This is a genomic window from Frigoribacterium sp. CG_9.8 (assembly GCF_015751965.1).
Lineage (GTDB): Bacteria > Actinomycetota > Actinomycetes > Actinomycetales > Microbacteriaceae > Lacisediminihabitans.
The window spans coordinates 90,039-114,581 of sequence record NZ_JADOVH010000003.1 but is presented as its reverse complement, the minus strand read 5'-3'; the positions used below and the strand labels follow the sequence as shown (position 1 = coordinate 114,581).

Annotated in this window: 24 protein-coding genes and 4 tRNA genes; 9 read left to right on the top strand and 19 right to left on the bottom strand. The window is 62.5% G+C overall.

All coding sequences use genetic code 11. The features are described from left to right. Window positions 1-6 precede the first annotated feature (6 nt). The 11 genes from secF to thrS form a co-directional block, all read right to left on the bottom strand. The gene (gene secF, locus IWX88_RS08255; protein ID WP_196829183.1) at window positions 7-1,020 is read right to left on the bottom strand and encodes a protein translocase subunit SecF; all 1,014 of its coding nucleotides are present in this window, start codon (window positions 1,018-1,020) and stop codon (window positions 7-9) included. Continuing rightward, window positions 1,020-2,777 carry a protein translocase subunit SecD gene (secD, locus tag IWX88_RS08250; RefSeq protein WP_196829181.1) on the bottom strand — a complete coding sequence of 586 codons (1,758 nt, stop codon included), beginning with the start codon at window positions 2,775-2,777 and terminating at the stop codon, window positions 1,020-1,022. The genes secF and secD overlap by 1 nt, the downstream gene beginning before the upstream one ends. A 107-nt stretch (window positions 2,778-2,884) precedes the next feature. Then, a complete protein-coding gene (gene yajC / locus IWX88_RS08245) occupies window positions 2,885-3,322 on the bottom strand; it encodes a preprotein translocase subunit YajC (RefSeq protein ID WP_196829179.1) in 438 nt (145 codons plus the stop codon). 71 nt (window positions 3,323-3,393) lie between these two features. Further along, window positions 3,394-4,443: a Holliday junction branch migration DNA helicase RuvB gene (gene ruvB / locus IWX88_RS08240; RefSeq protein WP_370568259.1), complete on the bottom strand. Its 1,050-nt coding sequence runs from the start codon at window positions 4,441-4,443 to the stop codon at window positions 3,394-3,396. Further along, window positions 4,440-5,054, bottom strand: a complete 615-nt coding sequence (ruvA, locus tag IWX88_RS08235) for a Holliday junction branch migration protein RuvA (RefSeq protein WP_196829177.1) — start codon at window positions 5,052-5,054, stop codon at window positions 4,440-4,442. The genes ruvB and ruvA overlap by 4 nt, the downstream gene beginning before the upstream one ends. Beyond that, window positions 5,051-5,629 carry a crossover junction endodeoxyribonuclease RuvC gene (ruvC, locus tag IWX88_RS08230; RefSeq protein WP_196829578.1) on the bottom strand — a complete coding sequence of 193 codons (579 nt, stop codon included), beginning with the start codon at window positions 5,627-5,629 and terminating at the stop codon, window positions 5,051-5,053. Before ruvC ends, ruvA begins: the two co-directional genes overlap by 4 nt. Before the next feature lie 31 nt (window positions 5,630-5,660). After that, window positions 5,661-6,422 (bottom strand): YebC/PmpR family DNA-binding transcriptional regulator, encoded by a 762-nt coding sequence (locus IWX88_RS08225; RefSeq protein ID WP_196829175.1) that lies wholly within the window; start codon window positions 6,420-6,422, stop codon window positions 5,661-5,663. Between the two features lie 75 nt (window positions 6,423-6,497). Next, window positions 6,498-7,100: a pyridoxal 5'-phosphate synthase glutaminase subunit PdxT gene (gene pdxT / locus IWX88_RS08220; protein ID WP_196829172.1), complete on the bottom strand. Its 603-nt coding sequence runs from the start codon at window positions 7,098-7,100 to the stop codon at window positions 6,498-6,500. Then, complete coding sequence (gene pdxS, locus IWX88_RS08215) at window positions 7,090-8,010, bottom strand: pyridoxal 5'-phosphate synthase lyase subunit PdxS (RefSeq protein ID WP_370568258.1); 921 nt, start codon at window positions 8,008-8,010, stop codon at window positions 7,090-7,092. Before pdxS ends, pdxT begins: the two co-directional genes overlap by 11 nt. A gap of 77 nt (window positions 8,011-8,087) precedes the next feature. Next, complete coding sequence (locus IWX88_RS08210; protein ID WP_370568281.1) at window positions 8,088-8,615, bottom strand: HIT domain-containing protein; 528 nt, start codon at window positions 8,613-8,615, stop codon at window positions 8,088-8,090. A 44-nt stretch (window positions 8,616-8,659) separates the two neighbouring features. Beyond that, window positions 8,660-10,636 carry a threonine--tRNA ligase gene (thrS, locus tag IWX88_RS08205; RefSeq protein WP_231369075.1) on the bottom strand — a complete coding sequence of 659 codons (1,977 nt, stop codon included), beginning with the start codon at window positions 10,634-10,636 and terminating at the stop codon, window positions 8,660-8,662. A gap of 227 nt (window positions 10,637-10,863) precedes the next feature. On the opposite strand from thrS, the gene IWX88_RS08200 reads away from it, so the two are divergent. Continuing rightward, window positions 10,864-11,649, top strand: a complete 786-nt coding sequence (locus IWX88_RS08200) for a hypothetical protein (protein ID WP_196829164.1) — start codon at window positions 10,864-10,866, stop codon at window positions 11,647-11,649. 148 nt (window positions 11,650-11,797) lie between these two features. Here IWX88_RS08200 and IWX88_RS08195 read toward each other — a convergent pair. From IWX88_RS08195 to IWX88_RS08185, 3 genes are all read right to left on the bottom strand, one after another. Then, a tRNA-Val gene (locus tag IWX88_RS08195) sits at window positions 11,798-11,869 on the bottom strand. A 29-nt stretch (window positions 11,870-11,898) separates the two neighbouring features. Next, window positions 11,899-11,969: transfer RNA gene (locus IWX88_RS08190), tRNA-Cys, on the bottom strand. A gap of 46 nt (window positions 11,970-12,015) precedes the next feature. Beyond that, window positions 12,016-12,087 (bottom strand) — tRNA-Gly (locus tag IWX88_RS08185). 121 nt (window positions 12,088-12,208) lie between these two features. Here IWX88_RS08185 and IWX88_RS08180 point away from each other — a divergent pair. Next, window positions 12,209-12,281 (top strand) — tRNA-Val (locus IWX88_RS08180). 27 nt (window positions 12,282-12,308) lie between these two features. Here IWX88_RS08180 and IWX88_RS08175 read toward each other — a convergent pair. Then, the gene (locus IWX88_RS08175; RefSeq protein WP_370568257.1) at window positions 12,309-13,091 is read right to left on the bottom strand and encodes a YqjF family protein; all 783 of its coding nucleotides are present in this window, start codon (window positions 13,089-13,091) and stop codon (window positions 12,309-12,311) included. 22 nt (window positions 13,092-13,113) lie between these two features. Here IWX88_RS08175 and IWX88_RS08170 point away from each other — a divergent pair, with 22 nt between their 5' ends. Next, a complete protein-coding gene (locus tag IWX88_RS08170; protein ID WP_196829162.1) occupies window positions 13,114-14,016 on the top strand; it encodes an alpha/beta hydrolase fold domain-containing protein in 903 nt (300 codons plus the stop codon). Window positions 14,017-14,085: 69 nt separating this feature from the next. Here IWX88_RS08170 and IWX88_RS08165 read toward each other — a convergent pair whose 3' ends face one another. Together IWX88_RS08165 and IWX88_RS08160 are read right to left on the bottom strand one after the other, a co-directional pair. Next, on the bottom strand, window positions 14,086-15,120 hold the full coding sequence (locus IWX88_RS08165; RefSeq protein WP_196829160.1) for an ammonium transporter: 1,035 nt from the start codon (window positions 15,118-15,120) through the stop codon (window positions 14,086-14,088). 125 nt (window positions 15,121-15,245) lie between these two features. Then, window positions 15,246-16,517, bottom strand: a complete 1,272-nt coding sequence (locus IWX88_RS08160) for an ammonium transporter (protein ID WP_196829158.1) — start codon at window positions 16,515-16,517, stop codon at window positions 15,246-15,248. 270 nt (window positions 16,518-16,787) lie between these two features. Here IWX88_RS08160 and nhaA point away from each other — a divergent pair, with 270 nt between their 5' ends. Continuing rightward, entirely contained in the window at window positions 16,788-17,921 is a 1,134-nt protein-coding gene (gene nhaA / locus IWX88_RS08155; protein WP_196829156.1) for a Na+/H+ antiporter NhaA, read from the top strand. Window positions 17,922-17,986: 65 nt separating this feature from the next. On the opposite strand, the gene zapE is transcribed toward nhaA, so the two are convergent. Beyond that, window positions 17,987-19,009: a cell division protein ZapE gene (gene zapE, locus IWX88_RS08150; RefSeq protein ID WP_370568256.1), complete on the bottom strand. Its 1,023-nt coding sequence runs from the start codon at window positions 19,007-19,009 to the stop codon at window positions 17,987-17,989. Between the two features lie 161 nt (window positions 19,010-19,170). On the opposite strand from zapE, the gene IWX88_RS08145 reads away from it, so the two are divergent. From IWX88_RS08145 to IWX88_RS08135, 3 genes are all read left to right on the top strand, one after another. After that, on the top strand, window positions 19,171-20,070 hold the full coding sequence (locus IWX88_RS08145) for a sulfurtransferase (RefSeq protein ID WP_196829153.1): 900 nt from the start codon (window positions 19,171-19,173) through the stop codon (window positions 20,068-20,070). 86 nt (window positions 20,071-20,156) lie between these two features. Beyond that, entirely contained in the window at window positions 20,157-20,597 is a 441-nt protein-coding gene (locus IWX88_RS08140) for a SufE family protein (RefSeq protein ID WP_196829151.1), read from the top strand. Continuing rightward, window positions 20,594-21,307 (top strand): dihydrofolate reductase family protein, encoded by a 714-nt coding sequence (locus IWX88_RS08135; protein ID WP_196829149.1) that lies wholly within the window; start codon window positions 20,594-20,596, stop codon window positions 21,305-21,307. The genes IWX88_RS08140 and IWX88_RS08135 overlap by 4 nt, the downstream gene beginning before the upstream one ends. Window positions 21,308-21,381: 74 nt before the next feature. Here the strand turns inward: IWX88_RS08135 and IWX88_RS14040 are convergent, their stop codons facing one another. Then, window positions 21,382-22,566, bottom strand: coding sequence for an alpha/beta fold hydrolase (locus IWX88_RS14040; RefSeq protein WP_196829147.1), 1,185 nt, complete (start codon window positions 22,564-22,566; stop codon window positions 21,382-21,384). Window positions 22,567-22,588: 22 nt separating this feature from the next. Here IWX88_RS14040 and IWX88_RS08125 point away from each other — a divergent pair, with 22 nt between their 5' ends. Then, window positions 22,589-23,188 (top strand): DUF3000 domain-containing protein, encoded by a 600-nt coding sequence (locus tag IWX88_RS08125; RefSeq protein WP_196829145.1) that lies wholly within the window; start codon window positions 22,589-22,591, stop codon window positions 23,186-23,188. 128 nt (window positions 23,189-23,316) lie between these two features. Continuing rightward, window positions 23,317-24,534, top strand: coding sequence for a ribonuclease D (locus IWX88_RS08120; protein WP_196829572.1), 1,218 nt, complete (start codon window positions 23,317-23,319; stop codon window positions 24,532-24,534). Window positions 24,535-24,543: the final 9 nt, after the last annotated feature.

Sequence of the window (24,543 nt, the reverse complement as noted above, 5' to 3'; positions counted from 1 at the left end):
GGGTGACTATTCGACGGATGCGACAAAGCTGGCCTCGCGCACAGCACGGGCACGCTTATCGCGCTTCTTATTCACATCCTCGGTGCTACGCAACTGGGCATAGAAGGGGGCAGCGATGAAGATCGTCGAGTAGGTTCCCACGATAATGCCGATAAAGAGTGCGAGCGAAATGTCTCTCAGGGTGCCGGCACCGAGCGCAAATGCCCCAATAAAGAGGATCGACCCAACCGGCAAAATGGCAACCACCGATGTGTTGATCGACCGAACGAGTGTCTGGTTCACCGCGAGGTTCACTGACTCCCCGAAGGTGCGCCGTGATGCTCCGCCGTCCTCGTCGGTGTTTTCACGGATCTTGTCGAAGACCACGACGGTGTCATACAGCGAGTAGCCGAGGATGGTCAGGAAGCCGATGACAGCCGCGGGGGTGACCTCGATGCGGAACACCCCGTATACCCCGGCTGTGATGATGAGGTCGTGCATCAGCGCCGTGATGGCCGCAAGAGACATCTTCCACGTGCGGAAGTAGAGTGCCATCACAATCGACGCGAGAATCACGAACACGATCAGCCCGGTGAGCGCCTGTTTCGTGATGTCCTGACCCCAGGTTGCACCGATGAAAGACGTCGTGACATCCGAATCTTTTATCTTGTATGCCTCCGCCAGTGCCTGCTGGATGGCGACACTCTGCTCACTGGTCAGCTGGTCGGTCTGCACCCGTACCGAGGAGTCAGTGCCTACCAGTGTCACGCGAGGGTTCGACCCTGGCTCCACCGCAAGAACGGTTTCCTGGGCGAGGGTCTGAGCTCTCGTCGAGTCGAGGCCGGCTGTGCTTGCGATCTGAAATTGGGAACCGCCGAGAAACTCGATCCCAAAGAGGAACCCACCACGCAGGATCGGCACCACGATCACAATGAGGATCAGCAGAGCGGAGATGCCGTACCAGACCTTGCGCTTGCCGACGATATCGTACGAGCGTTTGCCCGTATACAGATCGTTGCCGAATTGTGCGAAGCTGGCCATCAGGAGTCCTTCCCGTCGGTTTTCGTAGAGGACGCGAGCTTCTTATTTCCCGGTGTGGTCGCCTCGAGCTCTGCTGCTTTGCGCTCGGCGATAGTCTGGCGCTTCTTGGCCTCGTTGTGCGCCGGCGCGCGCTTAGTGCCGGACACTGCCGACGGCTCCCGGAAGGTGGCGCGTCCGCGATAGACCGCACCGAGCGCGCGCGGATCGAGTCCACTGAAGCGGTGGCCCTCTCTGAAGTACTTATGCCGCGAGATCAGCTGCAACACCGGGTGCGTGAATAGGGCGACCACCACCAGGTCAACGAGTGTTGTCAGCCCCAGTGTGAGCGCGAAGCCCTTTACGTTTCCCACCGCGAGAATGAAGAGGATTGCGGCCGCGAGGAAGTTGACGGTATCCGAGGCGATGATTGTGCGCACTGCACGTTTCCAGCCCGCTTCGACCGCCGACTCGAGCGCCCGCCCGTCTCGCAGCTCGTCGCGTATCCGTTCGAAGTAGACGATGAACGAATCTGCGGTGATACCGATCGCGACGATCAGACCGGCAACACCGGCGAGGGAAAGCCGGTAGCCCTGCCGCCAGGAGAGCAGATTGACGATGAGGAAGGTAATCGTCGCCGCGACGACAAGGGAGGCGACCGTTACCAGCCCGAGGGTTCGGTACTGCACCAGAGAATACAAAACGACAAGAACCAGTCCGATGAGACCGGCAAGCAACCCGCTCTGCAGCTGGCTCGCACCGAGTGTCGCCGAGATACTGTCGTTGCTCTGTACCTTGAATCCGATGGGAAGGGCACCGAACTTCAGCTGGTCTGCGAGTGCCTTGGACGATGCCTGGGTGAATGACCCGGTGATCTGCGGTTTGCCGTTGGTGATCACGGTGTTGGTGGTCGGAGCGGAGATGATTCGACCGTCCAGCACGATCGCAAACTGGTTACGCACGCCGGTGAGTGCATTCAGCCGGGTCGTCACCTTGCCGAACTCGTCCGAACCCTTGGCGTTGAAGACGATGTTGACCGCCCACACTCCGGTGCTGATTCCCTGGCTGTTCGCGTTTTGGCCGCTAGTGGCGTCCGCAATGGTCTCGCCAGCAACCTCGACCGGGCCAAGAATGTACTTGAACTGCTGCCGACCTTGTTCCTTGACGTCGCAGGTGATGAGCGGCTGGTCGGCCGGGGCCACGTTGGTCTTCGCGGCCTCGACCTGGTCGCAGCTGAAATCGGCGAACTGTTTCTGCAGTGCGGGGGTGACGTACGCCTGGTCACTTCCGTCCGTCGGCGTGGTGCTCGGCGTCGACTGGAGCGGAGCATCCGAGGCGCTCGGGCTCGGCGTTGGACTCGCGCTACCTACCGCGCTCGTGGCGGCGGCATCGGATACGAGCACCGCACGGAACTCGAGCTTGGCCGAGGACTCGATGCGGTTGATGGTGGCCCGGTCAGGGGTGCCCGGAATCGAGACCACGACATTGGACGCTCCCTGCGTGTTGATCTCCGCCTCTGACACTCCACTCGCGTCGATGCGCTGGCGGATGATCGCAACCGCCTGGTCGAGTTGCTCAGCGGTGGGGTTTGCCGCGCCGCTCGCCACTTGGGGAGTCAGGATGATCTGCGTTCCACCCTCGAGGTCGAGTGCCAGTTTCGGAAGCCAGGAGCCTCCCGCGAAAGCGGCTGCGTACCCATTGAGTCCCGCAAGTCCTGCCACGATGATCAGCAGCCAGGTCAGCGACCTCAGGGCCTTCTTGACCGAGGTCGTTCTTGCCACAGGGACTCAGCTTTCTACGCGTGCTCTCTGGTCATCGACCGAAGCGCACTGGAGGCGGGCACACAGGAAGATCGCACACTGGAGCGCGACCTGCACCGGGCTAATGGTCAGTCGTCAGTTTTCTTGGGCGCGGTCTTCGGTGCGGCCTTGCGCGCCGGCTTGCTGGAGGTCGGCTCGATCCGCTCACCGAATTGGGGATCCCCAGCCTCGATAGCGCTGTCCTGATTGAGCTCGGCGACCGGGGCGACTGACTCGTCGTCTTCAGTGGCTGAAACCTCCGGCACCTCATCCTCGACTGCCTTGAGGATCGTCTGGCGGTGGATCCTGATCACGGTTCCCGGTGTGGTTTCGACGAGCGCCATGTTCGTGTCTTCGTCGATCGACAGCACGGTACCGTACAGGCCGAAGTTGGTCATGATTTCGACGCCGGGTGCAATCGCAGCCTGACGCGCCGCGGTCTCTTTGTTGCGCTTGCGCGACGAACGGAACTGGAAGAAGACGAACACCGCGAGTGCAACAGCGATGAGAATAAGTGTGGGATCCATGGAGAAAAAGCCTTTCAGGGACGTGTAAAGAACACCGGGAGTCTCACCCCGCGCACTGTGACCAGCTTGAATTATAGGCCATCCGCACAGAGCGCAGACTCCGCCCTCGGGATGCCGAAGTGGGTCCATGCCTGCTTTGTCGCGACGCGTCCGCGGGGGGTGCGGATCACCAGCCCAATGCGCACGAGGAACGGTTCGACCACCGATTCGATGGTCTCCGCCTCCTCCCCCACCGAGACAGCGAGCGTGTTGAGCCCCACCGGTCCGCCGTCGAAGCGGGTAAGGAGAATATCCATCACCGCGCGGTCGAGCCGATCAAGACCGAGCGCGTCGACTTCGTAGAGGTCGAGTGCGGCGTGCACGGCCTCGAGACCGTCGGTCTCGTGCACAAGTGAGTAGTCCCGCACCCGGCGAAGCAACCTGTTCGCAATTCTCGGGGTGCCCCGGCATCGCCCCGCGATTTCGGCAAGGGCACCGCGGTGCATATCGAGCCCGAGAAGAGAGGCAGCGCGCACGAGAACCTGCTCGAGCTCGGCATCGGAGTAGAACTCGAGATGAGCGGTGAACCCGAACCGATCACGCAACGGGTTCGGGAGCATCCCCGATCTCGTCGTCGCACCGACGAGAGTGAATGGCGCAAGATCGAGGGGAATGGATGTGGCACCCGCTCCCTTGCCCACCATGATGTCGATGCGGAAATCCTCCATTGCGAGGTATAGCATCTCCTCCGCCGAGCGAGCCATGCGATGGATCTCGTCGATGAAGAGGATCTCTCCCGGCACAAGCGAGGAGAGCACAGCAGCGAGGTCACCGGCGTGCTGGATGGCTGGCCCGCTCGACATTCGTAATGGACGACCACTTTCCTCTGCCACGATCATCGCGAGAGTCGTCTTGCCGAGACCTGGGGGGCCGGCAAGCAGGATGTGGTCGGGGGTGCGCTTTTGCAGCTTTGCCGCCTGCAGCAGCAGCTGCAGTTGTGCCCGCACTTTAGCTTGGCCAACGAACTCCGCGAGGGTCTTGGGGCGCAATGCTCCCTCGAACGCGAGCTCGGCATCCGATTCCGGCGCCGGCCTCACGATGGCTGCCGCACCGTGCGACGACACGTAGGGGTCATCCGTCACCGAGTACTCACCTGCTGCGGACCGAGCTGCGTCAGCGCGAGCCGCAGGAGTGAGGCCACGGTCAGCGATTCTGGTGCTGATGCGCCGGAAAGGGCGTCTTCCACTGCAAGGGCTGCGGCGCGCTCCGACCAGCCGAGCCCCACAAGGGCAACCAGCACACTCTCGCTGGTCGACACAGTCGCGACGACACGCGTGTTGGCCGGTATCGACGTCACCTGCATCTTGCCGGCCAGCGAAAGAACGATGAGCTTGGCCGTCTTCGGACCGATGCCCGTGACCTTGCGAAAGACCGCATCATCCTCGGTGGCTACGGCCGATGCCACCTGTCCGGGTGTCAGCGCCGCGAGCACTCCCATGGCGGACTTCGGCCCGACACCGGTGACCCCGCGAAGTAAATCAAACACCGCGAGTTCGTCAGAATCGACAAAGCCGAACAGTGCAAGGTCATCCTCGCGCACGATGAGGGCTGTTCTCACTGTCGCTTCCGCACCGATGCGCAGTGCGCGTGCGTGTTGCGGAGTCACGGTTATCGCGAGACCCACGCCTCCGACCTCAATCACGGCGCTGGTGCCAGCGACGCCGAGCACTATTCCGCGCACCGAGGAGATCATGACCCCAGCCTACGTTTGGGGGACGACTTCGCAGCGGACCGCTCCGCGGCGAGCCATGTCTCCTGTGCCGTCGTGCGAGCAGCCCCGGGAGCTGCGACGGTTGCGCCGCGCTTCCAGGCGTGGCAGATCGCGATGGCAAGAGCGTCCGAAGCATCCGCTGGTTTCGGCAATTCGGCCAGGCCGAGCACTTTCGCCACCATCGTCGCGACCTGCCTCTTGTCGGCGGAACCGTACCCGGTGATCGCAGATTTCACCTCACTCGGCGTGTGCAGCCCGACGGGGAGACCCCGTTTGGCTGCGAGGTGGAGCGCAACTCCGCTGATCTGGGCCACACCCATCACCGTCCTGAGGTTCTGCTGCGCAAAAACACGTTCGATCGCCACCGCGTGGGGATTGTGCAGGTCGAGAAGACGTTCAATCTCGTTCCCGACAAGCAGAAGCCGCTGTTCGAGTGGCAACTCTGTGCCGCTGCGGATCACGACAACGTCCACGAGCGTTGCCCTGCGCGTTGGGGTGACATCCACGATTCCCACGCCACACCGGGTGAGCCCCGGATCAATGCCGAGCACCCGGATGATGGTCCCTAATGGTGCGACCACCGGGGTATTACTCCTCGTCGTCGAGCTCGGCCTGCACGTCGGCGGGCACATCGAAGTTGCCGTATACGTTTTGCACGTCGTCGTTGTCATCCAGCGCATCGATGAGTAGATAGATCTTGCGCGCGGTCTCCGCGTCAACCTCGATCGTCACACCGGGCACGAACTCGACATCCGCCGAGTCGTATTCAATGCCTGCACTCTGCAGAGCGGCGCGGGCCGCCACCATGTCGTGCGGTTCGGTGATGATCTCGTAACCGGCGCCGCGGTCATTGACCTCTTCCGCACCGGCATCAAGCACTGCACCGAGGATGTCGTCTTCTGTGAGACCGTCGGTCTTGGTCACCGAGACCACGCCCTTGCGGCTGAAGTTGTAGGCGACGCTGCCCGGATCCCCCATGGTGCCGCCGTTGCGGGTCATTACGGTGCGCACGTCCGCCGCGGCGCGGTTCTTATTGTCGGTGAGGCATTCGATCAGCAGCGCGACGCCGCCCGCGGCGTAGCCCTCGTAAATGATCGTCTGGTAGTCGACCGCTTCGCCGAGTTGGCCGGATCCACGCTTGACCGCCGAGTCGATGTTCGAGTTCGGCACCGAGGTCTTCTTGGCTTTTTGGATAGCGTCGACGAGCGTCGGGTTACCCGCGAGGTCCGCACCACCCAACTTTGCCGCGACTTCGATGTTCTTGATGAGTTTGGCGAACGACTTGGCACGGCGTGAATCTTTGATCGCCTTTTGGTGCTTGGTGGTTGCCCATTTGGAGTGGCCTGACATGCTCAACATTCTAGCCAGCACAGCGGCGGCACTCGGTCGGATGCCGCAGCGCACCCGACCTACGTGCTGCCGGGCTCAGGCCATCGAGCGCACCCGATCGAGAAAGTACTGGTGGAAGCGGGTATCACCCGTCATCTCGGGGTGAAATGCTGTCCCGAGAAGGTTTCCCTGTTCAACGGCCACAACACGACCGTCCGCGAGCGTTGCGAGCGGGGTGACTCCCGCTCCGATTTGCTCGACCACAGGCGCGCGAATGAATACCGCGTGCATCGGCGTCACACCGACCGCGGGGATATCCAGATTGGTCTCGAAGGAGTCCAGCTGAGATCCGAAGGCATTTCGACGCACAGAGATGTCGAGACCGCCGAGGCTCTGCTGCCCGGCAATGGCATCGAGCACTCTGTCGGCGAGCATGATGAGCCCGGCGCAGGTTCCATAAACCGGAAGGCCAGCGCGAATGGCGCTCTTCAAGGGTTCGGCTAACCCGAAAATGCGAGACAGCTTGTCGATAACACTTGATTCGCCGCCCGGAATTACGAGGCCGCCGACCAGGGCGAGCTCTTCCGGACGGCGAACCGCACGAGCGTCCGCTCCCAAAGATTTGAGCATCGCGATGTGTTCGCGAAAATCGCCCTGGAGCGCAAGAACACCGACTATCGGTGCCGAACTACCAGCCACGTTCGGACAGGCGGTGCGGTGCGGGCAGGTCGGACACGTTAATCCCGACCATCGCTTCGCCGAGACCACGGCATGCGGAGGCGACCACAAAGGGGTCATCGTAGAAGGTGGTCGCCTTCACGATGGCCGCGGCACGGGCCTCTGGGTTTCCCGACTTGAAGACTCCAGATCCCACAAAGACTCCATCCGCGCCAAGCTGCATGAGCATGGCGGCATCTGCAGGAGTGGCAACTCCCCCGGCGGTGAAGAGCACAACCGGGAGTTTGCCGGTGCGTGCAATCTCGAGGACCAGTTCGTAGGGCGCCTGCAGTTCCTTGGCCGAGACATACAGCTCGTCGTGCGACTTGGCCGCGAGCGCGCGGATCTCCGAGGTGATCGTACGGATGTGCTTGGTCGCCTCTGAGACATCGCCCGTGCCGGCCTCACCCTTCGAGCGAATCATCGCTGCGCCTTCGTTGATTCGGCGGAGAGCCTCACCCAAGTTCGTCGCACCACAGATGAAGGGAACCGTAAAGGGCCACTTGTCGATGTGGTTCGCGTAATCCGCTGGCGACAGCACCTCGGATTCGTCGATGTAGTCCACCTTGAGGGTCTGCAGAATCTGCGCCTCCACAAAGTGACCGATGCGGGTCTTGGCCATCACGGGGATCGAGACCTCGGCGATGATCGACTCGATCAGGTCGAGGTCACTCATGCGAGCAACACCGCCCTGTGCCCGGATGTCCGCAGGAACCCGCTCAAGAGCCATTACCGCGACGGCCCCGGAATCCTCGGCGATCCGTGCTTGCTTCGCGGTGACGACGTCCATGATGACGCCTCCCTTGAGCATGTCGGCGAAGCCACGTTTGACGCGGCTTGACCCAAAGTTTTCGGTGCTGCTGCTGTTCTCGATGGTGGTGATGTCGTTCACTTCTCGCCTCTCTGATGCCCCGCAGGTGCCGCGTTGCTGATTCATTCTAAGCAGGTGAGACTGAGAATTACGGTCGGTTACGGGTGCGGCCAGCTCTCCGCGACCTCGGCGCGCACGTCGCCGAGAAGGCGCGGCATCGCCTTCGTTCCCGCAATTATTGGAAAGAAGTTGGAATCCTGCGCCCAACGCGGAACGATGTGCTGGTGGAGATGCTCGGCGATCCCCGCACCGGCTATCCCGCCCTGGTTCATGCCGAGATTGAAGCCGTCACAATTTGCCGTCGCACGCAACACCCGCATCGCCGTTTGGGTGAGCGCGCCCATTTCGGCCACCTCTTCACCCGTTGCATCGTCATAGCTCGCCACGTGGCGATAGGGGCAGACCAGCAAGTGACCGGCGTTGTATGGAAAAAGATTTAGCAGCACGAAGCACGTCTCGCCGCGCGCGACGATGAGGGCCTTCTCGTCACTCAGCGACGGTGCGACGCAGAATGGGCATTCGTCGGCGTGCGGCTGCGGCCCCGCGGTGATGTAAACGAGGCGATGCGGAGTCCACAGCCGCTGAAAGGCATCGGGAACTGCCGCAAAGTCAACCGAAGATTCAATCTCAACACCATCGAAATCATCGGGGCCGTAAGTGTCTGGCACTCCTATACCTGAGTCCGTGTGGCGATCGCTGTGGTGATCCGCTCGATCGCGTCCGCGATCGGCACCCCGTTGTCCTGGCTCCCGTCACGATAGCGAAAGCTGACAGCGCCAGCGGCGCGGTCCTCCTCGCCCGCAATGAGTTGAAACGGCACCCTGAGCTTCGTGTGATTCCGGATCTTCTTCGGCATCCGGTCGTTCGAATCGTCGAGCTCCGCTCGTACCCCGAGTGCGCGCAATTGCTGAATGATGCCGCCGAGGTATTCCTCGTACTGCTCCGCCACCGGGATGCCGACCACCTGCACTGGCGACAACCAGACCGGGAAGGCCCCGGCGTAGTGTTCGAGCAAAATAGCGAAGAATCGTTCCACCGACCCGAGAAGGGCCCGGTGGATCATGACCGGCTGCTGACGGGTGCCATCTGCGGCGGTGTACTCCAGTGAGAAGCGCTCTGGCTGGTTGAAGTCGAGTTGCACGGTCGAGAGCTGCCAGGTTCGGCCGATTGCATCGCGCGCCTGTACCGATATCTTTGGGCCGTAAAAGGCCGCGCCGCCAGCGTCGAGTACGAATTCGAGTCCCGACTCGGTCGCCACCTGGCGGAGAGTTTCCGTGGCCTCATCCCACGCCTCATCGGTGCCGACAGACTTCTCCGGGTTTCGCGTGGAGAGCTCGAGGTAGAAATCATCCAGACCGTATCCGCGCAGCGTCTCGAATACGAAGTCGAGCTGGCTGGCGATCTCTGCTTTCACCTGCTCGGGTGTCACGTAGATGTGGGCGTCGTCCTGGGTGAGACCGCGCACTCGGGTGAGCCCGGACAGTGTGCCACTTTTCTCGTAGCGGTACACCGTGCCGAATTCGGCCAGGCGAAGCGGGAGTTCACGATAGCTGCGTCCTCTCGCCCGGAAGATCAGGTTGTGGAACGGGCAGTTCATGGGCTTGAGGTAGTAGTCCTGGCCCTGGCGGGTGACATGGCCATCGTCATCCACCTCCTCGTCGAGGTGCATCGCCGGGAACATGCCGTCTTTGTACCACTCCAGGTGCCCGCTGGTCTCGAACAGCACGCCCTTGGTGATGTGCGGTGAGTAGACCTGTTCGTAACCATTGGCGACTAGCCGCTCGCGCATGTAGTTCTCGATCTCCGCCCGGATGATTCCGCCCTTCGGATGGAATACGGCAAGCCCTGATCCGATCTCATCGGGGAAGGAGAAGAGGTCCAGTTCGGCGCCGAGCTTGCGATGGTCGCGCTTGGCCGCCTCCTCTTGGCGCGTGATGTAGGCGCGCAGGTCATCCTTGGTGGACCATGCAGTGCCATATACGCGCTGAAGCTGCGTGTTCTTCTCTGAGCCGCGCCAGTAGGCGGCGGCACTTCTCGTGAGTGAATACCCGTTTCCGATCATGCGGGTGTTCGGCAGGTGCGGTCCGCGACACAGGTCTTTCCAGACCGTCTCACCGCTTCGCGGATCCACATTGTCGTAAATGGTGAGCTCAGTGCCGCCGACCTCGACTGATTCGTTGTCGTCGGTGCCGCCAGATACCTCGGTCGAGTGACCTTTGAGGCCGATGAGTTCGAGTTTGTACGGTTCGTCCGCAAGCTCCGCGCGGGCTTGGTCCTCGGTGACGACTCGGCGCACGAACCGCTGGCCGGCTTTGATAATGCGCTCCATGGATTTGTCGATGGCCTTGAGATCTTCCGGCGTCAGCGGGGTCTCGACGTCGAAGTCGTAGTAGAAACCGTCGGTGATCGGCGGCCCGATACCGAGCTTCGCCAGCGGGTTGATCGATTGCATCGCCTGCGCTGCAACGTGGGCAGCAGAATGGCGCAGGATGCTGAGGCCGTCGGGCGAGGAGATGAGCACCGGCTCCACGATCTGCCCGACCGCGACCGATGCGGCAAGGTCACGCAGTTCTCCCCCGACTCTCATTGCGACGATGCGGCGGTCGGTGAAGAGCTCGAACCCGGTGGCCGTTTCCGTCGCGGTCATCGACTCGAGAATGGAATCGTTGTCGGCGGACGGATCTGACACGACGGATGTGCTCCTTGGGTCGGGCGGACCCCGGAGAGCGTGACTCGCCGGGCGGTGTGTCAACTTTAGCGTCGCCGGGCGTGCGCTCATTCGTGTCGAGCGGGCGGGGCGAAGTGGGCCGCCGAGAAGTGGGCCTGGGCCTGGAAACTGATCTCCGAAAAGTATGCAGCCGGTAGTGTCGGCTCATGACCACAGACAGTTGGGCGGTACTCGGCGCAGTCGCCACTACGGCGTCGGCGATCGTCATTGCCTATCAGTCGATTCAGACGAAGAAGTCAGTCGGTGCGGCCAAGCAAGGTGCGGAAGCAGCGGCGGCAGCGGTCGGGATCTCCCAGGCGATTCTTCAAGAGACTCAGCTTGCTCGGATCGATTCTGCAATCCCGCGGCTACTGGTGATCGCTGAACCTCAAAATCCACGTGTTGACCGACTCACTGGCCGGAATACTGAGCAAATCTGGCCGGAGGCGAGCTTTCAGCTTCCCAGAGACGCCAACCACTGCATTGCGGCGACCGTCAGCTTTTCCGTCCATAGCGACGGTCCGGGCATGGCGGATTTACACGCCTACAACGACGAGGCGTTTTCCGTCGCCGGGGTCTCACGAACGCGGTACGCACTGTTGCCGGGGAACGACATCTCGGTGAGCTATCAGATTTCGCACACCGTTGCGAAGTGGGTCGAACTGGCACAGGCGCCCACGAACGGCGAATCGGCTAAGCCCCACATATTTGGACTCTGGCACCGCGGTCCAAACGACGCCGAGGCTACGGAGTCGATAGAGATCCACACCAGCGGAACGGTTCTTCAGGAAGTGCCGGATTCTGCTGGTTCGTGGCAGCTGATTCCGAATTTACTCTTGGCACCCGAAGTGCAACCGACCATCCGGCGTTACTGGTTATCCGTGAGCGCAAACATTCAATTCCCCAGTTTCGACAAACGAAGTGAGCACAGCGCACCGTCCCTCGGCGACTGAATTGGGATCGCGCTGATCCGCATCCAGCGGCTCCCGCAAACAACAGCGCTGTCTTCGCGGAGACTGCGTGACCGGGCAATGGATGTGGCTCGGCTCTCGCACGATGTTTTTGAGCAGAAAAAACCCCGGCTGACCGGGGCTTTTCTTGTGAGCGATACTGGGATCGAACCAGCGACCTCTTCCGTGTCAGGGAAGCGCGCTACCGCTGCGCCAATCGCTCAAATCGGTATGAAATTATTTTATTACTTGAGGTGGCGACGGGATTTGAACCCGTGTGGACGGCTTTGCAGGCCGCTGCCTCGCCTCTCGGCCACGCCACCGCGCCTGACACTTTCGTGTCAAATACAGTGCAAACAATTCCACTCGAGCGGATGACGAGATTCGAACTCGCGACCCTCACCTTGGCAAGGTGATGCGCTACCACTGCGCCACATCCGCAACTGCTCACATTTCTGTGTGCGTCCCTGACTCTATCCGATGCTCGAGGTCTCACCAAACCATATGACGGTCCGGCGTGGCGACGTGGACCCTCGCCAGATATGGCAGTATTGGCGAGTCAGGGCGATTGGCGCAGTTGGTAGCGCGCTTCGTTCACACCGAAGAGGTCATCGGTTCGAGTCCGGTATCGCCCACACAACTTCCTGGCACTGATGAGAGGCTCAGGGACTGCTGGAGGTCGCCGCAGGTCCCGGGGCCGATAGTCGCCGGCTCGTCGGCATAACCAGTGGCTGGGCGCCGCTGAACTGCGTGAGAACCCCCGGTGAGAAGAGCACGGAATCCGGTGCTCGATCCGCGATTCCGGGTAGTCCGGCTGCGGCGAGGAGTTCATCGTCGAGTTCGAGGAGCTCGGCGGTGACCAGTGGCCACGCGCCATGCTGATTCGCCTGCACAGCAGTCTTGCCGCCGCGTCCGACGAACAACCTCCATCGGGCGGTGAGGAAGTCGGCTAGCGGGTCGTCGACCACCGCAACTGCGGATGCCCGACTCACGATCTTCGTGGTCGGTCCACCGCCGCCGATGCGCTTACTCACGTAGCGATAATCGAGACCGTCATGGCTGAAATCGGCGGCTGCCCAGAAGTACGGGAGCCCGAAGACCGTGCGTGCCGCAATCACCGCGGCGAGCCGCGAGGCCTCGAGGGAAGCGAACACGACCCCGCGCCGACCGAACTCGTCTACTCCGTAGAGCCGCACATTAACCTCGGTGAAGGTACCGAAGTAGGGCACAGCTGGTCCACCGAAGAACGCGGATCCGACCATCCGGAACGGAATGAGTCCCACCCAGGAGCTGCCGTCGAAGACGTCGGGGACGATTCCGGACGGCAGAAGCGGAGCGATGACCGACGCATCCACTCTCCAGTGCACAAAGGTCAAATCGGCCCAAAACTGCTGGAGAACCGGGCGCCCGGGAAGAATTGGTGCGATCTGCGAGATTGACTCCACAGCGCCAGCCTATGCTTGCCGGATGCAGAGTCTCGCCAGCCGTCTCATGCCAGCGGTCATGACCATTCGCGGATCCAAGCACGTGTTCTCTTCCGCCGAGGCGATGCGGCAGACACTGGCACGGCAGGCCGCCGGCCGAGCTCCGAAATCACGCCCCCCGGCACGGCTTTCACGGCTGGTCGACGTGCGAGAACACACGATCGCGGGCTGGACTGTCTACGAGATCAGCCCGAAGGGTTCCGCCCCCGCCCGCCGTGCCCTGTACCTCCACGGCGGATGCTACGTCTTCGAGATCGCACTGCAGCACTGGCTGTTCGTGGCGAGGCTCGCCATAGAAACAAACACGCGATTCCTCGTACCGATTTATCCGCTGGCCCCAGCCGAGACGGCCGAGACCATCGTGCCGAAAGCGACTGATCTTGCCGCCGGGCTTATCGCGGAAGTCGGTGCGGAAAACACCAGTCTTCTCGGAGATTCAGCCGGAGGTGGGATGGCACTTGCCGTGGCAATGCAGCTGCGCGACCGAGGCAGTGCGGCCCCGCACCGCACCGTACTGATTTCCCCCTGGCTCGACATCACCGGCACCGATCCCCAACTCGCGGTTATCGCACCCCGTGACCCCTGGCTCGCCGTGCCCGGTTCGCATTTTGCCGGTGGCGTCTATCGCGGCCCACTTTCGGAAACAAATTCCCTGGTCAGTCCGCTCTATGGCGACCTCCGCGGGCTCGGCCCCCTCACAATGTTCAGCGGGACCAGGGACATCCTGAACGCGGATGCGACGAAATTCATGGGTCTCGCCAGAGCCGCCGGCCTCACGATCGATTATCACGAGATGCCGGGGATGATCCACGTGTTCCCGATCCTGCCGATTCCCGAGGGCACTGCGGCGCGGGCTCTCATAGCCCGCAGCATGATGGAACGTTAGCTCGGAGCCACCCGGGCTATCCCCCAATCGTGTGCTTCCGCCGGGGCGCTGAACGATCAGGCCCAGCGATCACCGGGTCACCTCGGCTTTCTGGGGCCACCGCCGAAACAGCCAACCGATCGCCACGCCAAGCGAAATCCCGCCGGCGGCAGCCACGAGCGTGATCGACAGCTGGCTCACGACCAACTCAGGCTGCCCCGTGTAGAGATACCCGATGTTCGTGCCGAAGACGCCTACCAGCACGGTACCGATGGCGGCGCCGACCACAATGAATCCGGCTAGCGAACGACGCATCCCGCGCGGGAGAACGCCGCCGACTGCTCCGACGATGAGCCCGATCACGGCGGCGAGTGGTGCGGTGACGAACGCACAGGCAGGTACTGCAGCAGCTATGCCTGTGACGAGACCCGTGACCATCCCCGAGGCCGTCGTACGGCTGAAGCGGAGGCGCTCGACGACAGATGCTGCGACAGCGGCCATCGGGGGCGTCACGACTGCGCTGGCCACGATGATTGGCACCATATCGTCCGCGGCCAATTCGAGTCCGACCATCCAGCCCACGCAGGCAATCCAGGCCAGGATCGCGAGGATGAGCATCCTCCGTGCGTCGGGAAGTTTTCGGGCGGGGCCCGTGGAAGGGGCGCGGATCAGGCTCAGACCGAGCGCGAGCCCCCCACCGACGACCAGGGTAGGAACTGCTCCTCCGAAATCAATCACGCCAATTCGCGTCCCGAAGGGGTCGAACGAGGTGGAGAAAACAGCTGCGGCAACGGGCAAAAACACAAAAATTGTCGAGGCTGCAGCGATGGCAAGTCTTCGTGGGGTGGATTCGTGGCCTGACACAGAGCTGGCGAGGATCGCTAATAACGCCGCAAGAGCCACGACCGGTCCCATAAGGAGCACAGGTAGAGCCAGCAGCCGCAGGAGGTAGGCCAGCACAACCACAGACCCGCCGAGGACGGCGGTAAGAATGGCGCGGGTGGAGCCTCCTGCAGGGCGATGCTTCTCCACAGAGTCGAGAAGGCCGGAGACAGCGAGAAGGCCGGAGACGGCAAGGATCGACACGGTAGCCAGTGCGCTGAACCCCAGGCCCACAGCATCCATGGCACACCTGCCTCTCCGGCCGCCACTGCGACGCTTCGCAGCCAAGACTAGGGGGATGCAGAGATGGGGCGCTGACCCGAAGGTCGACGCCCCATCTCAAGTCGTGGTGCTCACTGTGCGGCAGACTAAACGGTCTCGAGCGCGTACCCCTCTTCACCGTGCACGATGGTGTCGACACCAGCGACCTCATCCTCGTTGGTAATGCGGAAGCCCATGGTCTTTTGAATGACCATACCGATGATCCAGGCAAGAACGAACGAGTAGATCCCGATACCGAATCCGGCGATCGCCTGCACGCTCAGCTGCTTCAAGCTTCCGGTGTCGATGAAGCCGATTCCGCTGCCGAAAATACCGACGTAGAGAGTGCCGAGCAAACCACCGACCAGGTGGATGCCGACAACATCCAGCGAGTCATCGAAGCCGAGCTTGAACTTGAGATCAATGGCGAGGGCACAGACTGCGCCGGCAAGGATACCGAGCACAATGGCCCAACCCGGGGTCAGAATGTTGCAGGCCGGGGTGATCGCGACCAGTCCCGCCACGGCCCCGGACGCGGCACCGATGGAAGTCGGCTTACCGTCCTTGATCCGTTCAACGATCAACCAGCCGAGAATAGCGGCGGACGGAGCCACCAATGTGTTGATCCAGGCGATGGCGGCGACGCCGTCGACTGCAGCCTCGGAGCCGGCGTTGAATCCGAACCAGCCGAACCAGAGCAGCGCCGCGCCGAGCAGGGTCAGCGGCACGTTGTGTGGCTTCGATATGCCCTTGCGGAAGCCGACCCGTTTACCCAAGACAAGCGCGAGGGCGAGGCCGGCCGCGCCGGCGTTGATGTGAACCGCCGTCCCGCCGGCGAAATCGTTGACCTTGAGTCCGAACGCAGCCCAGCCGTCGCCCAGGTTGAACACCCAATATGCGACTGGGAAGTAGACGATGGTCGCCCACACACCGGCGAAGACCATCCAGGCACCGAATTTGGCGCGGTCCGCGATGGCACCAGAAATTAGCGCAACAGTGATGATCGCGAAGGTGGCTTGGAAGCCGGCGAAGGCGAGACCGGGAAGGTCTGGAGTCATTGCCCCACCTTTGCCGATTCCGACGAGCTTGCCCAGTCCAAAGAGCCCGGAGGGGTTACCGAGCCAGCCGCCGATCAGCGGCGGCCCAAACGCTAGCCCGTACCCGTAGAGCACCCACAGCACGCCGATGAGGCCCATTGCGCCGAAGCTCATCATCATCATGCTGATGACGCTCTTCGCGCGCACCATTCCGCCATAGAAGAACGCGACTCCGGGGGTCATGATGAGCACGAGAGCCGCGGCTACGAGCAGCCAGAGCGAGTTCAGGTTTGACGTGATGCCGTCAGTTGTGGCGTCGGCAAGGACCGATAATTCGACCATGGGTGGGGGTGCCTCTCTGTAACCAAGGGAGTGCCGCGTTGCGGTTCGCCCGACACCCGGCAGCAGGCGCCGGATCGCAGCCGCGTCTCGGGATGGCAGTAGTTTGAACGGCGGATATTTCGGCAAGCGTGTTGAAGTGTTTCTTCGTTGTTACATGCGGGGCCGTCAGGTAAACATCGTGTTTCCACGACCGCGCTGGCGAGGACGGTGAGCGCAGGCCTCTCGTGCGAGGCACTCTTGTAGACTTAGCAAAATGCGAACGAGTACACCGTGAAATTCCTCCGCAGCGAGCGCTACGCCGCCTTTCTCCTTTTGGGGGCGGCAATTCTCGGAGTTGCCCTCGCGAATTCTGCACTCGGGCCGGCGCTCCAGGGCCTGAGGGATCAGCGACTTCCTGTGCCCTGGCTCGGGTTGAATCTCTCGATCGGCCACTGGGTCACCGACGGTTTGCTCGCCATTTTTTTCTTTCTTGCTGCAATCGAGCTGAAGCACGAACTCACCAGCGGCGAGCTCAACAGCGCGAGAAAAGCACTCGTGCCGACCATCGCCGCGGTGGGAGGCGTCATCGTGCCTGCCGCGATCTTCCTGCTGATGGTGCCCGACCCCGAACTTGCCAATGGTTGGCCGATTCCCACGGCAACAGACATCGCTTTTGCGCTCGGTGCGCTGGCTCTCGTCGGCCGAGCTCTTCCCACGCGAATCCGCGCATTACTCCTGGCCCTCGCGGTGATCGACGACCTCATTGCGATCCTCATCATTGCCTTCTTCTTCACCGACGATCTCCGACCGCTTCCACTGCTCGCCGCTGTGCCGGTCGTGCTGCTTTTCGGCTGGCTGAGCAGGCGCGTGCGGTCGGCGCCGACCGTGGTGATACTGATCGTGCTCGGCCTCACCGCCTGGGTGCTGGTATACCTTTCCGGAATCCACGCGACCATCGCCGGCGTCGCCCTCGGGCTGATCATGGTCGGTAAGAGCGCTGGGCGCACCCGGCATGCTCTCGAACCATGGAGCAACGGAATCATCCTGCCCGTATTCGCCTTCGTTGCGGCGCTTGTCGTGCTCCCCGCGGTGGGTATCAGCGAGCTCAGCCCGGTGTTTTGGGCGATCATCGTCGCTCTGCCGATCGGAAAGCTGATCGGCATCACCGGTGGGGCACTGGTGGCCAATCGGCTTGCCTCAAAGCGACACCGCTTTCCGCTCGGTGACATCCTCGCCGTTGCCGCCCTCGGCGGAATCGGATTCACCGTGTCCCTGCTGATGAACGAGCTTGCCTATGAGAACCAAGAAGAGGTTGCCGTCGAGGGCACACTCGCGATTCTGATCGCGTCAGTGCTCGCCGCAGTGATCGGCGTCACGCTCACGGCGATCCGCGCACGTCACTACCGGTCAATCGACGCGGCCTGAACACACCGCACTCCCGGGCGGTCACAGCCGACTCATTCGCTGCAGAGAGGTGGGGTCGTGCCGGTTCAGGCGCGGTCGGCGGTGAGTGCGATCAGCCGCGACGCCGCTCGAAGATATTTCTTGCGGTAACCGCCCGCGAGCATGTCGTCATCGAAAACCCGGTCCAGTGGGGTGCCGGTAGCGAGTATGTGCACCTGGGCATCGTAGAGACGATCGACGAAGGCAACGAGACGCAGGGCATCGGTCTGGTTCGACAGCGGATGAACGCCGGTCAGGGCGATCCCGTCCAAACCGTCGATCATCCGCACATAGCGGGAGGGATGCACCGTGGACAGGTGCTGGATCACGGTATCGAAACTGTCTACCGTGATGACCCCCGAGAGGTCTGTCAGCCTGGCGTCGAACTCGGATTCGGCGGACGTCGAAGCGTGACCCTGCATCGCGCGGCGCCGGTAGTCAAGCCCGTCAATGCGAAGAGTGGTGAAACGAGCGGCCAGCGCGTCAATCTCGCGGAGGAAATCCTGCGCGGCGAACCTGCCCTCACCGAGTGCATTGGGCGGGGTGTTCGACGTCGCGGCAATACGGGATCCAGAGGCGACGAGCTCCGAGAGCAGCCGGGACATAAGCCTGGTGTCCCCCGGATCGTCGAGTTCGAACTCATCGATGCAGACCAGGGTTGCGCCCTGCAATTGCGCCACTGCACCGACATAACCGAGGGCCCCGACGAGCGCCGTGTACTCGATGAAGGTGCCGAAGTATTTGCGACCGGGGGCAAGATGCCAGAGGGCTGCGAGAAGGTGGGTCTTGCCGACGCCGAAACCTCCGTCGAAATATACCCCTGGCATTTCCACTGGAGTCTTGCGACGGGAAAACAGATGGTTGGTTTTCGCTGAAAACCCGCGGGCGAAGTTCCGGATGGCCGCGACGGCACCACCCTGCGACGGATAGTCCCGATCCGGCCGGTATGAATCCAGCGTTGCCGTCTCGAACTGACGCGGTGGCACCAGATGCTGCACCATCTCTTCAGCCGTGATGGAGCAGTCGCGGTCGACGAGACTGCCTCGGGAGATCGCCTGTTCGAAGCTCACGTGTCTCGAGGCCCTTACGCTTGTGGGGAGATGTGTCGGAGTCTTACAGAATCGATGTCACGCACAGGTCGACTGAGTAGATTCACTATCGACAGCTTCGAGCCTAGCTCTCTGCCCGCAGGCAAACCGCCGCCCATACGGGCGCAAACCGGAGGTATCACATGACCGTAGAGGTCGACCCATCAGCCTCGTTCACCGCGTTCGCCCACCCCAGCCGTCTCGTGAGCACCGACTGGTTGCGTGCCAACCTCGGTGCACCCGGTCTGGTTGTCGTCGAATCCGATGAGGATGTGCTCCTGTACGAGACCGGTCACATCCCCGGGGCGGTGAAGGTCGACTGGCATACCGATCTCAACGATCCAGTCGAACGCGATTACATCGACGGGGCTCGATTCGCCGCCCTGGTCGGTTCCAAGGGCATCAGCCGTGACACCACCGTCGTGATCTACGGCGATAAGAACAACTGGTGGGCGGCCTACGCTCTGTGGGTCTTCACTCTCTTCGGACACGCTGACGTGAGACTGCTGGACGGTGGCCGCGCCAAGTGGGAGGCCGAAGGTGGAGAGTACGTCACCCCGACATCGCGGCCGGCCGCAGTCGACTATCCGGTCGTTGAACGCAATGATTCCGCGATCCGCGCCTTCAAAGATGATGTGCTCGCGCACTTCGGCAAACCGCTCATCGACGTGCGTTCCCCCGAGGAGTACAGCGGCGAACGCACCACAGCGCCCGCCTACCCCGAGGAAGGATCGCTTCGCGCCGGTCACATCCCGAGCGCACAGAGTGTGCCGTGGGGTAAGGCCGTGGCTGAGGATGGCACGTTCCGAACCCTTCCGGAACTCGAGTCCATTTACCGGATTGGCGCTGGCCTCACCACCGGCGACGATGTGATTGCCTACTGCCGCATTGGCGAACGTTCGGCGCACACCTGGTTCGTGCTGACTCACCTGCTCGGTTTCGAGGGCGTGCGCAACTACGACGGATCCTGGACGGAGTGGGGCTCCGCGGTGAGGGTGCCCATCGCCATGGGGGCCGAGCCGGGAGCGATACCGATCCGCTGAGAGCAGGCAAACTCGAGGCCGTGGCCTGCCGGCTGTCCACACTCACACAGCCAACCCCGCTCCTCCGGATGGAATGATTGGGATCTATGACCACTAGCGCTCTTCCCGAGTCCCTCGCCCAGATCCGCGAGGAGTTTCTCGAACTCGAACAGGGTGATCGGCTCATCCTCCTTCTCGAGTTCGCCAATGATCTCCCCGAGCTTCCACCGCGCTATGCGGAACATCCTGATCTCTTCGAACGTGTCGTGGAGTGCCAGTCACCGGTGTTTATCTTCACTGAGGTGGACGACGATCACATCGTGCATCTCCACGCCACCGCTCCGAGAGAGGCGCCGACGACCCGCGGCTTCGCATCGATCCTCGCCCAGGGCCTCTCGGGCCTCACCGCACAACAGGTACTCGATGTGCCCGATGATTTCCCAAACACCATCGGACTGACCCAGGCGGTGAGTCTGCTGCGCATCCGCGGGATGAGCGCAATGCTGGCGCGCACCAAACGACAGGTGCGCGAGAGAGTCCCCGCGTGATCGTCCGAGCCCTGTTTCCCGAAGCCGGTCAACCGATCGACCTTGAGGCAGCAGATGCGCGCGATCAACTCGGCCGGTTGTACGTACTTGCTGGCGCCGACACCCTTCGCATCAACCTGGTCGCGAGCCTCAGTGGCAGTGCCGCTGGCGGGGACGACACCTCACACACCCTCACCAATCGTGCGGATCGCAAGATTCTCGGTGTGATCCGACGTGACAGCGACGTGGTGCTCGTCGGTGCGGCGAGCGTTCGCGCTGAGGGCTACCAGCTGCCTCGTACTGCTCCGCTCGCGATTGTCACAAGCACCGGGGATCTCGGCGGGCACCGCCTTACCGTCGAACCCGGTCGATTCAGCCCACTCATTCTGTGTCCGTCAGCGGTCGTCGAAACCGCCAGCGCAGGCCTACCGTCTGCGGAAATCGTCGTCGTACCTGACACCGCGGGTCGCATGTCTGCCACCGACATCGTGGAAACGCTGCGGGCGCGAGGACTCCGTCGAATCGTCTGCGAAGGCGGGCCATCGCTCGCGGCTCAAATGCTGGATGCCGGCCTCGTCGACGAGCTCTGTCTGACTACGAGCCCCGTCGTCGGAGGAGTGACCCTGCCGATGTTCGGAAGCTCGCCGATCTCGGCGCATCGTCTTGAGCTGGCACAGTTGCTTGCGGATGACGGCAACACGCTCTACGCACGCTGGCGAGTTCTCGACTGAGAACTCCCCTGCCGGGACTTCTCGGCTGGGTCTTCTCGATTGGGTCTTCTCGGCTGGGGAGCTTCGGGAGGCCACTACGCGAGCTCCGTGGCAAGCCAGCACGATATGGCATCGTTCCATCGTTCGCGGTCGTAATTCCAGAGCTTGGTGTGGCCAGCGACGGTGAACTTCACATAGGTGACGATGTCGGGGCGCGCCGCGGAGAGTGCGAGCGAGGCTGTCGCGGGGATGAATCCGTCATCGTCGCTGTGCATGAGCAGGATGGGCAGCTGCAAGTCGGCGGAACGACGCACGAAGTCGAGCTGTGCCAGGTCGATCGGCGCACGCTGACCGGTGAGCGAACCAGCCCATTTCATACTGAGGAGCGCGATCGCTGCGGAGCAAATCAGGTTCGGCAGCCCCAGTCGCTTTCCGTGAAATCGCAGGGCGGTTACCCAGTCGATCACCGGTGAATCCAGCACGATGCCCCGCACAACTCCCGCGAATTCAGCGCGGGTGGCGGCCTGCAGTACCGTCGCTCCCCCCATCGACCAGCCCATCAGCACGATATCCGTCGCACCGTGTTCCACGGCATAGCGAATCGCGGCATCCACGTCATGCCATTCGGTATCACCGAGCCCGTACCGCCCGTCGAGACTCGCCGGGGCATCCTCGTCGTTGCGATAGGAAATCAGCAGCGAGCAATAGCCGGCGGCCCGAAATACAGGGACCGCCCGCACAGTTTCTTCGCGGCGCACCGCGCGGCCATGCACCTCAATGACCCACCGAGTGCTCGGTTCTTCCGGCGGCACGAGCCAGGCGGGTGCGGGTCCGAGTTCTGTTGCGATCTCTACGTTCTCGAATGGAAAACCGAGGTCAGCCGGGCCGGTATAAAACCATCCGCTGAACCGGCCGCGACGAGCTCGGGTGAGTACTCCGCGGTCAACACCGAGGAGCCGGCGGATGACGGTGTGCTGGGTCTGCGCGACGATTCCACCGACCCGCGCATGGCCGCTTCCCTCACCGAAAAAGAAGCCGTACTCTCCGGGGAGCCGAGCGTCGGCGGTCGCGATCAGCGTTATCGTCTCTCCCGCACCGTCGACGGCGAGGATTCGCGTGTCCTCCGGGCGACGCTTCGGCGGCGTCACAACCGAGCGAGCAACCTGAAGCGTTACTGCCGCGACGGTGATCGCAGTAACAGCCGCAACAGCCGCAATCGTGGCGAGGATGGCGGGAGCCGAGGGAATTGCTTTGACGGCGTGCCGTCGGGAATCTGCCACAGAGGAACTTTAGTCTTCACTCGTGCCCGAAAATGCCGCAGGACAACCGGAGCCGGCCGCATTCCGCGCTGCCCTCGATGCCATCCGCAGTGCGTCGCTGCGTTCAGAACTCGTGTTCTCCGAGATTCCCTCGCCGGGTAGGGACCTCGCTCCATTTAGTGTGGCACTGGCCGCGGATGTCACCCCGGCGCGGCACGACTCGGATTCGGAACTTGCGACCGGTCGGTTCATCCTGCTCTACGATCCGTCCTCCCCTGAATCCTGGGGCGGTGTTTTCCGTGTCGTCTGCTACGCGCAGGCTCCGATTGAAACCGACATCGGTCTCGATTCTTATCTTGCAGGTGTCTCCTGGTCGTGGCTCGTCGACGCTTTGAGGGCACGTGGCGCCCGTTACACCGCAGAATCGGGCACGGCCACCCGCATCATCTCCACCGGGTTCGGCGAGCTAGCCGCGCAGGGTGATGGGGCACAAATAGAGCTTCGCGCTTCATGGACTCCGCTCGACGCCCACAACATCACCGCACATGTGGAAGGCTGGGGTGAATTGCTGTGCATGCTGGCGGGACTGCCGCCAGCTTTCGAAGGAGTGAGTGTGCTAGCGGCCCGCAGAGAACGGACGTGAACGACACCGGACGCGAACCGGTGTTTCTTGACGGTACCCAATTCGACGGTCACGGTGACGCTTTCGCAAGTGAGTCCCCGTCCGAGGCAGAGCCCGTCACCGCAAGTGCGCCGCAGCCAGTACCCGATGTGGGGCAGCAACAGGCTCCTCATGTTGAGGTGCATGTCATCGAGACCCGAGAAGAGTATCTTGACGCCGTCGCGGCCATCGCGGCCGGACACGGTCCGATTGCAATCGACGCCGAGCGTGCCTCCGGCTTCCGCTTTTCCCAGCGGGCTTACCTGATTCAGATTTACCGCAGAGGCTCAGGTGTCTTTCTGTTCGACCCGCCGGCTATCGGCTCATTTGCGGAGCTCGACGCGGTGATCCGAGATGAGGAATGGATCCTGCACGCCGCCAGCCAGGACCTCGCTTGCCTGCGGGAGGTCGGACTTGACCCCACCCGCATCTTCGACACCGAGCTCGGTGCACGGCTTGCCGGTCTTCCCCGCGTCGGACTCGGCACCGTCGTGGAAAACCTGCTCGGCATTCATCTGGCCAAAGAGCACTCTGCTGCCGACTGGTCGACTCGTCCACTTCCCCAGGCGTGGTTGGTGTACGCGGCACTCGACGTCGAGTTGCTCCCCGACCTGCGAGATGCGATGGTCATTCTGCTCCAGGCCGCCGGCAAGACCCAGATCGCCAACCAAGAATTCTCTGCCGTACTCACGCGCGAAGCAAAAGTTGCCACCGGGGATGCCTGGCGTCGGCTGTCCGGCCTCCATACCGTGCGCGGCGCCCGAAATCTTGCGGTAGCTCGCGAGCTGTGGGAGGCGCGTGATTCTTACGCCCGCCAAATCGACACGGCTCCCGGACGTCTGGTTCCCGATGCGTCGCTCGTTGCTGCCGCTAAAGCGATGCCCGAATCCCGCCACGAGCTTGCCTCCCTCCGTGAGTTCAACGGACGCGCAAGCCGCTCGGAACTCCCGCGCTGGTGGGCTGCGATCGAGGTTGGACGCACCACGGATGATCTCCCGGCGCTGAGGGTCGCGAGTGAGGCGATTCCCCCTCCGAGGGTCTGGAGCGACCGTAATCCGGAGGCAGACAAACGCCTCAAGGCTGCCCGCGCCGCGATCGCCGTCGTCTCCACCGAGATCGACATTCCCGCCGAAAATGTCCTGACGCCCGATTTGCTGCGTCGCCTCGCGTGGACTCCCCTGCACCCGCTCGACGTCGAGAGCATCCGCACCGACCTCCTCGGCCTCGGGGCACGCCCCTGGCAAATTGACGCTATCGCACAGGTGATCCTCGATGCCTTTGTGGATGCCAGCCAAACGATCGAACCGGACGTCGAGCAGGTCTCGTAGGAACAGTCA

Bases quoted from the DNA above. Each gene is read 5' to 3' on its own strand.
- thrS (WP_231369075.1), bottom strand. From the start codon at position 10,636: ATGACCGCGACGGAAACGGCCACCGGGTTCGAGCTCTTCACCGACCGC.
- IWX88_RS08165 (WP_196829160.1), bottom strand. From the start codon at position 15,120: ATGGATGCTGTGGGCCTGGGGTTCAGCGCACTGGCTACCGTGTCGATC.
- IWX88_RS08200 (WP_196829164.1), top strand. From the start codon at position 10,864: ATGACCACAGACAGTTGGGCGGTACTCGGCGCAGTCGCCACTACGGCG.
- ruvA (WP_196829177.1), bottom strand. From the start codon at position 5,054: ATGATCTCCTCGGTGCGCGGAATAGTGCTCGGCGTCGCTGGCACCAGC.
- IWX88_RS08140 (WP_196829151.1), top strand. From the start codon at position 20,157: ATGACCACTAGCGCTCTTCCCGAGTCCCTCGCCCAGATCCGCGAGGAG.
- yajC (WP_196829179.1), bottom strand. From the start codon at position 3,322: ATGGATCCCACACTTATTCTCATCGCTGTTGCACTCGCGGTGTTCGTC.
- IWX88_RS08145 (WP_196829153.1), top strand. From the start codon at position 19,171: ATGACCGTAGAGGTCGACCCATCAGCCTCGTTCACCGCGTTCGCCCAC.
- IWX88_RS08170 (WP_196829162.1), top strand. From the start codon at position 13,114: ATGCAGAGTCTCGCCAGCCGTCTCATGCCAGCGGTCATGACCATTCGC.
- IWX88_RS08225 (WP_196829175.1), bottom strand. From the start codon at position 6,422: ATGTCAGGCCACTCCAAATGGGCAACCACCAAGCACCAAAAGGCGATC.
- IWX88_RS08160 (WP_196829158.1), bottom strand. From the start codon at position 16,517: ATGGTCGAATTATCGGTCCTTGCCGACGCCACAACTGACGGCATCACG.
- secF (WP_196829183.1), bottom strand. From the start codon at position 1,020: ATGGCCAGCTTCGCACAATTCGGCAACGATCTGTATACGGGCAAACGC.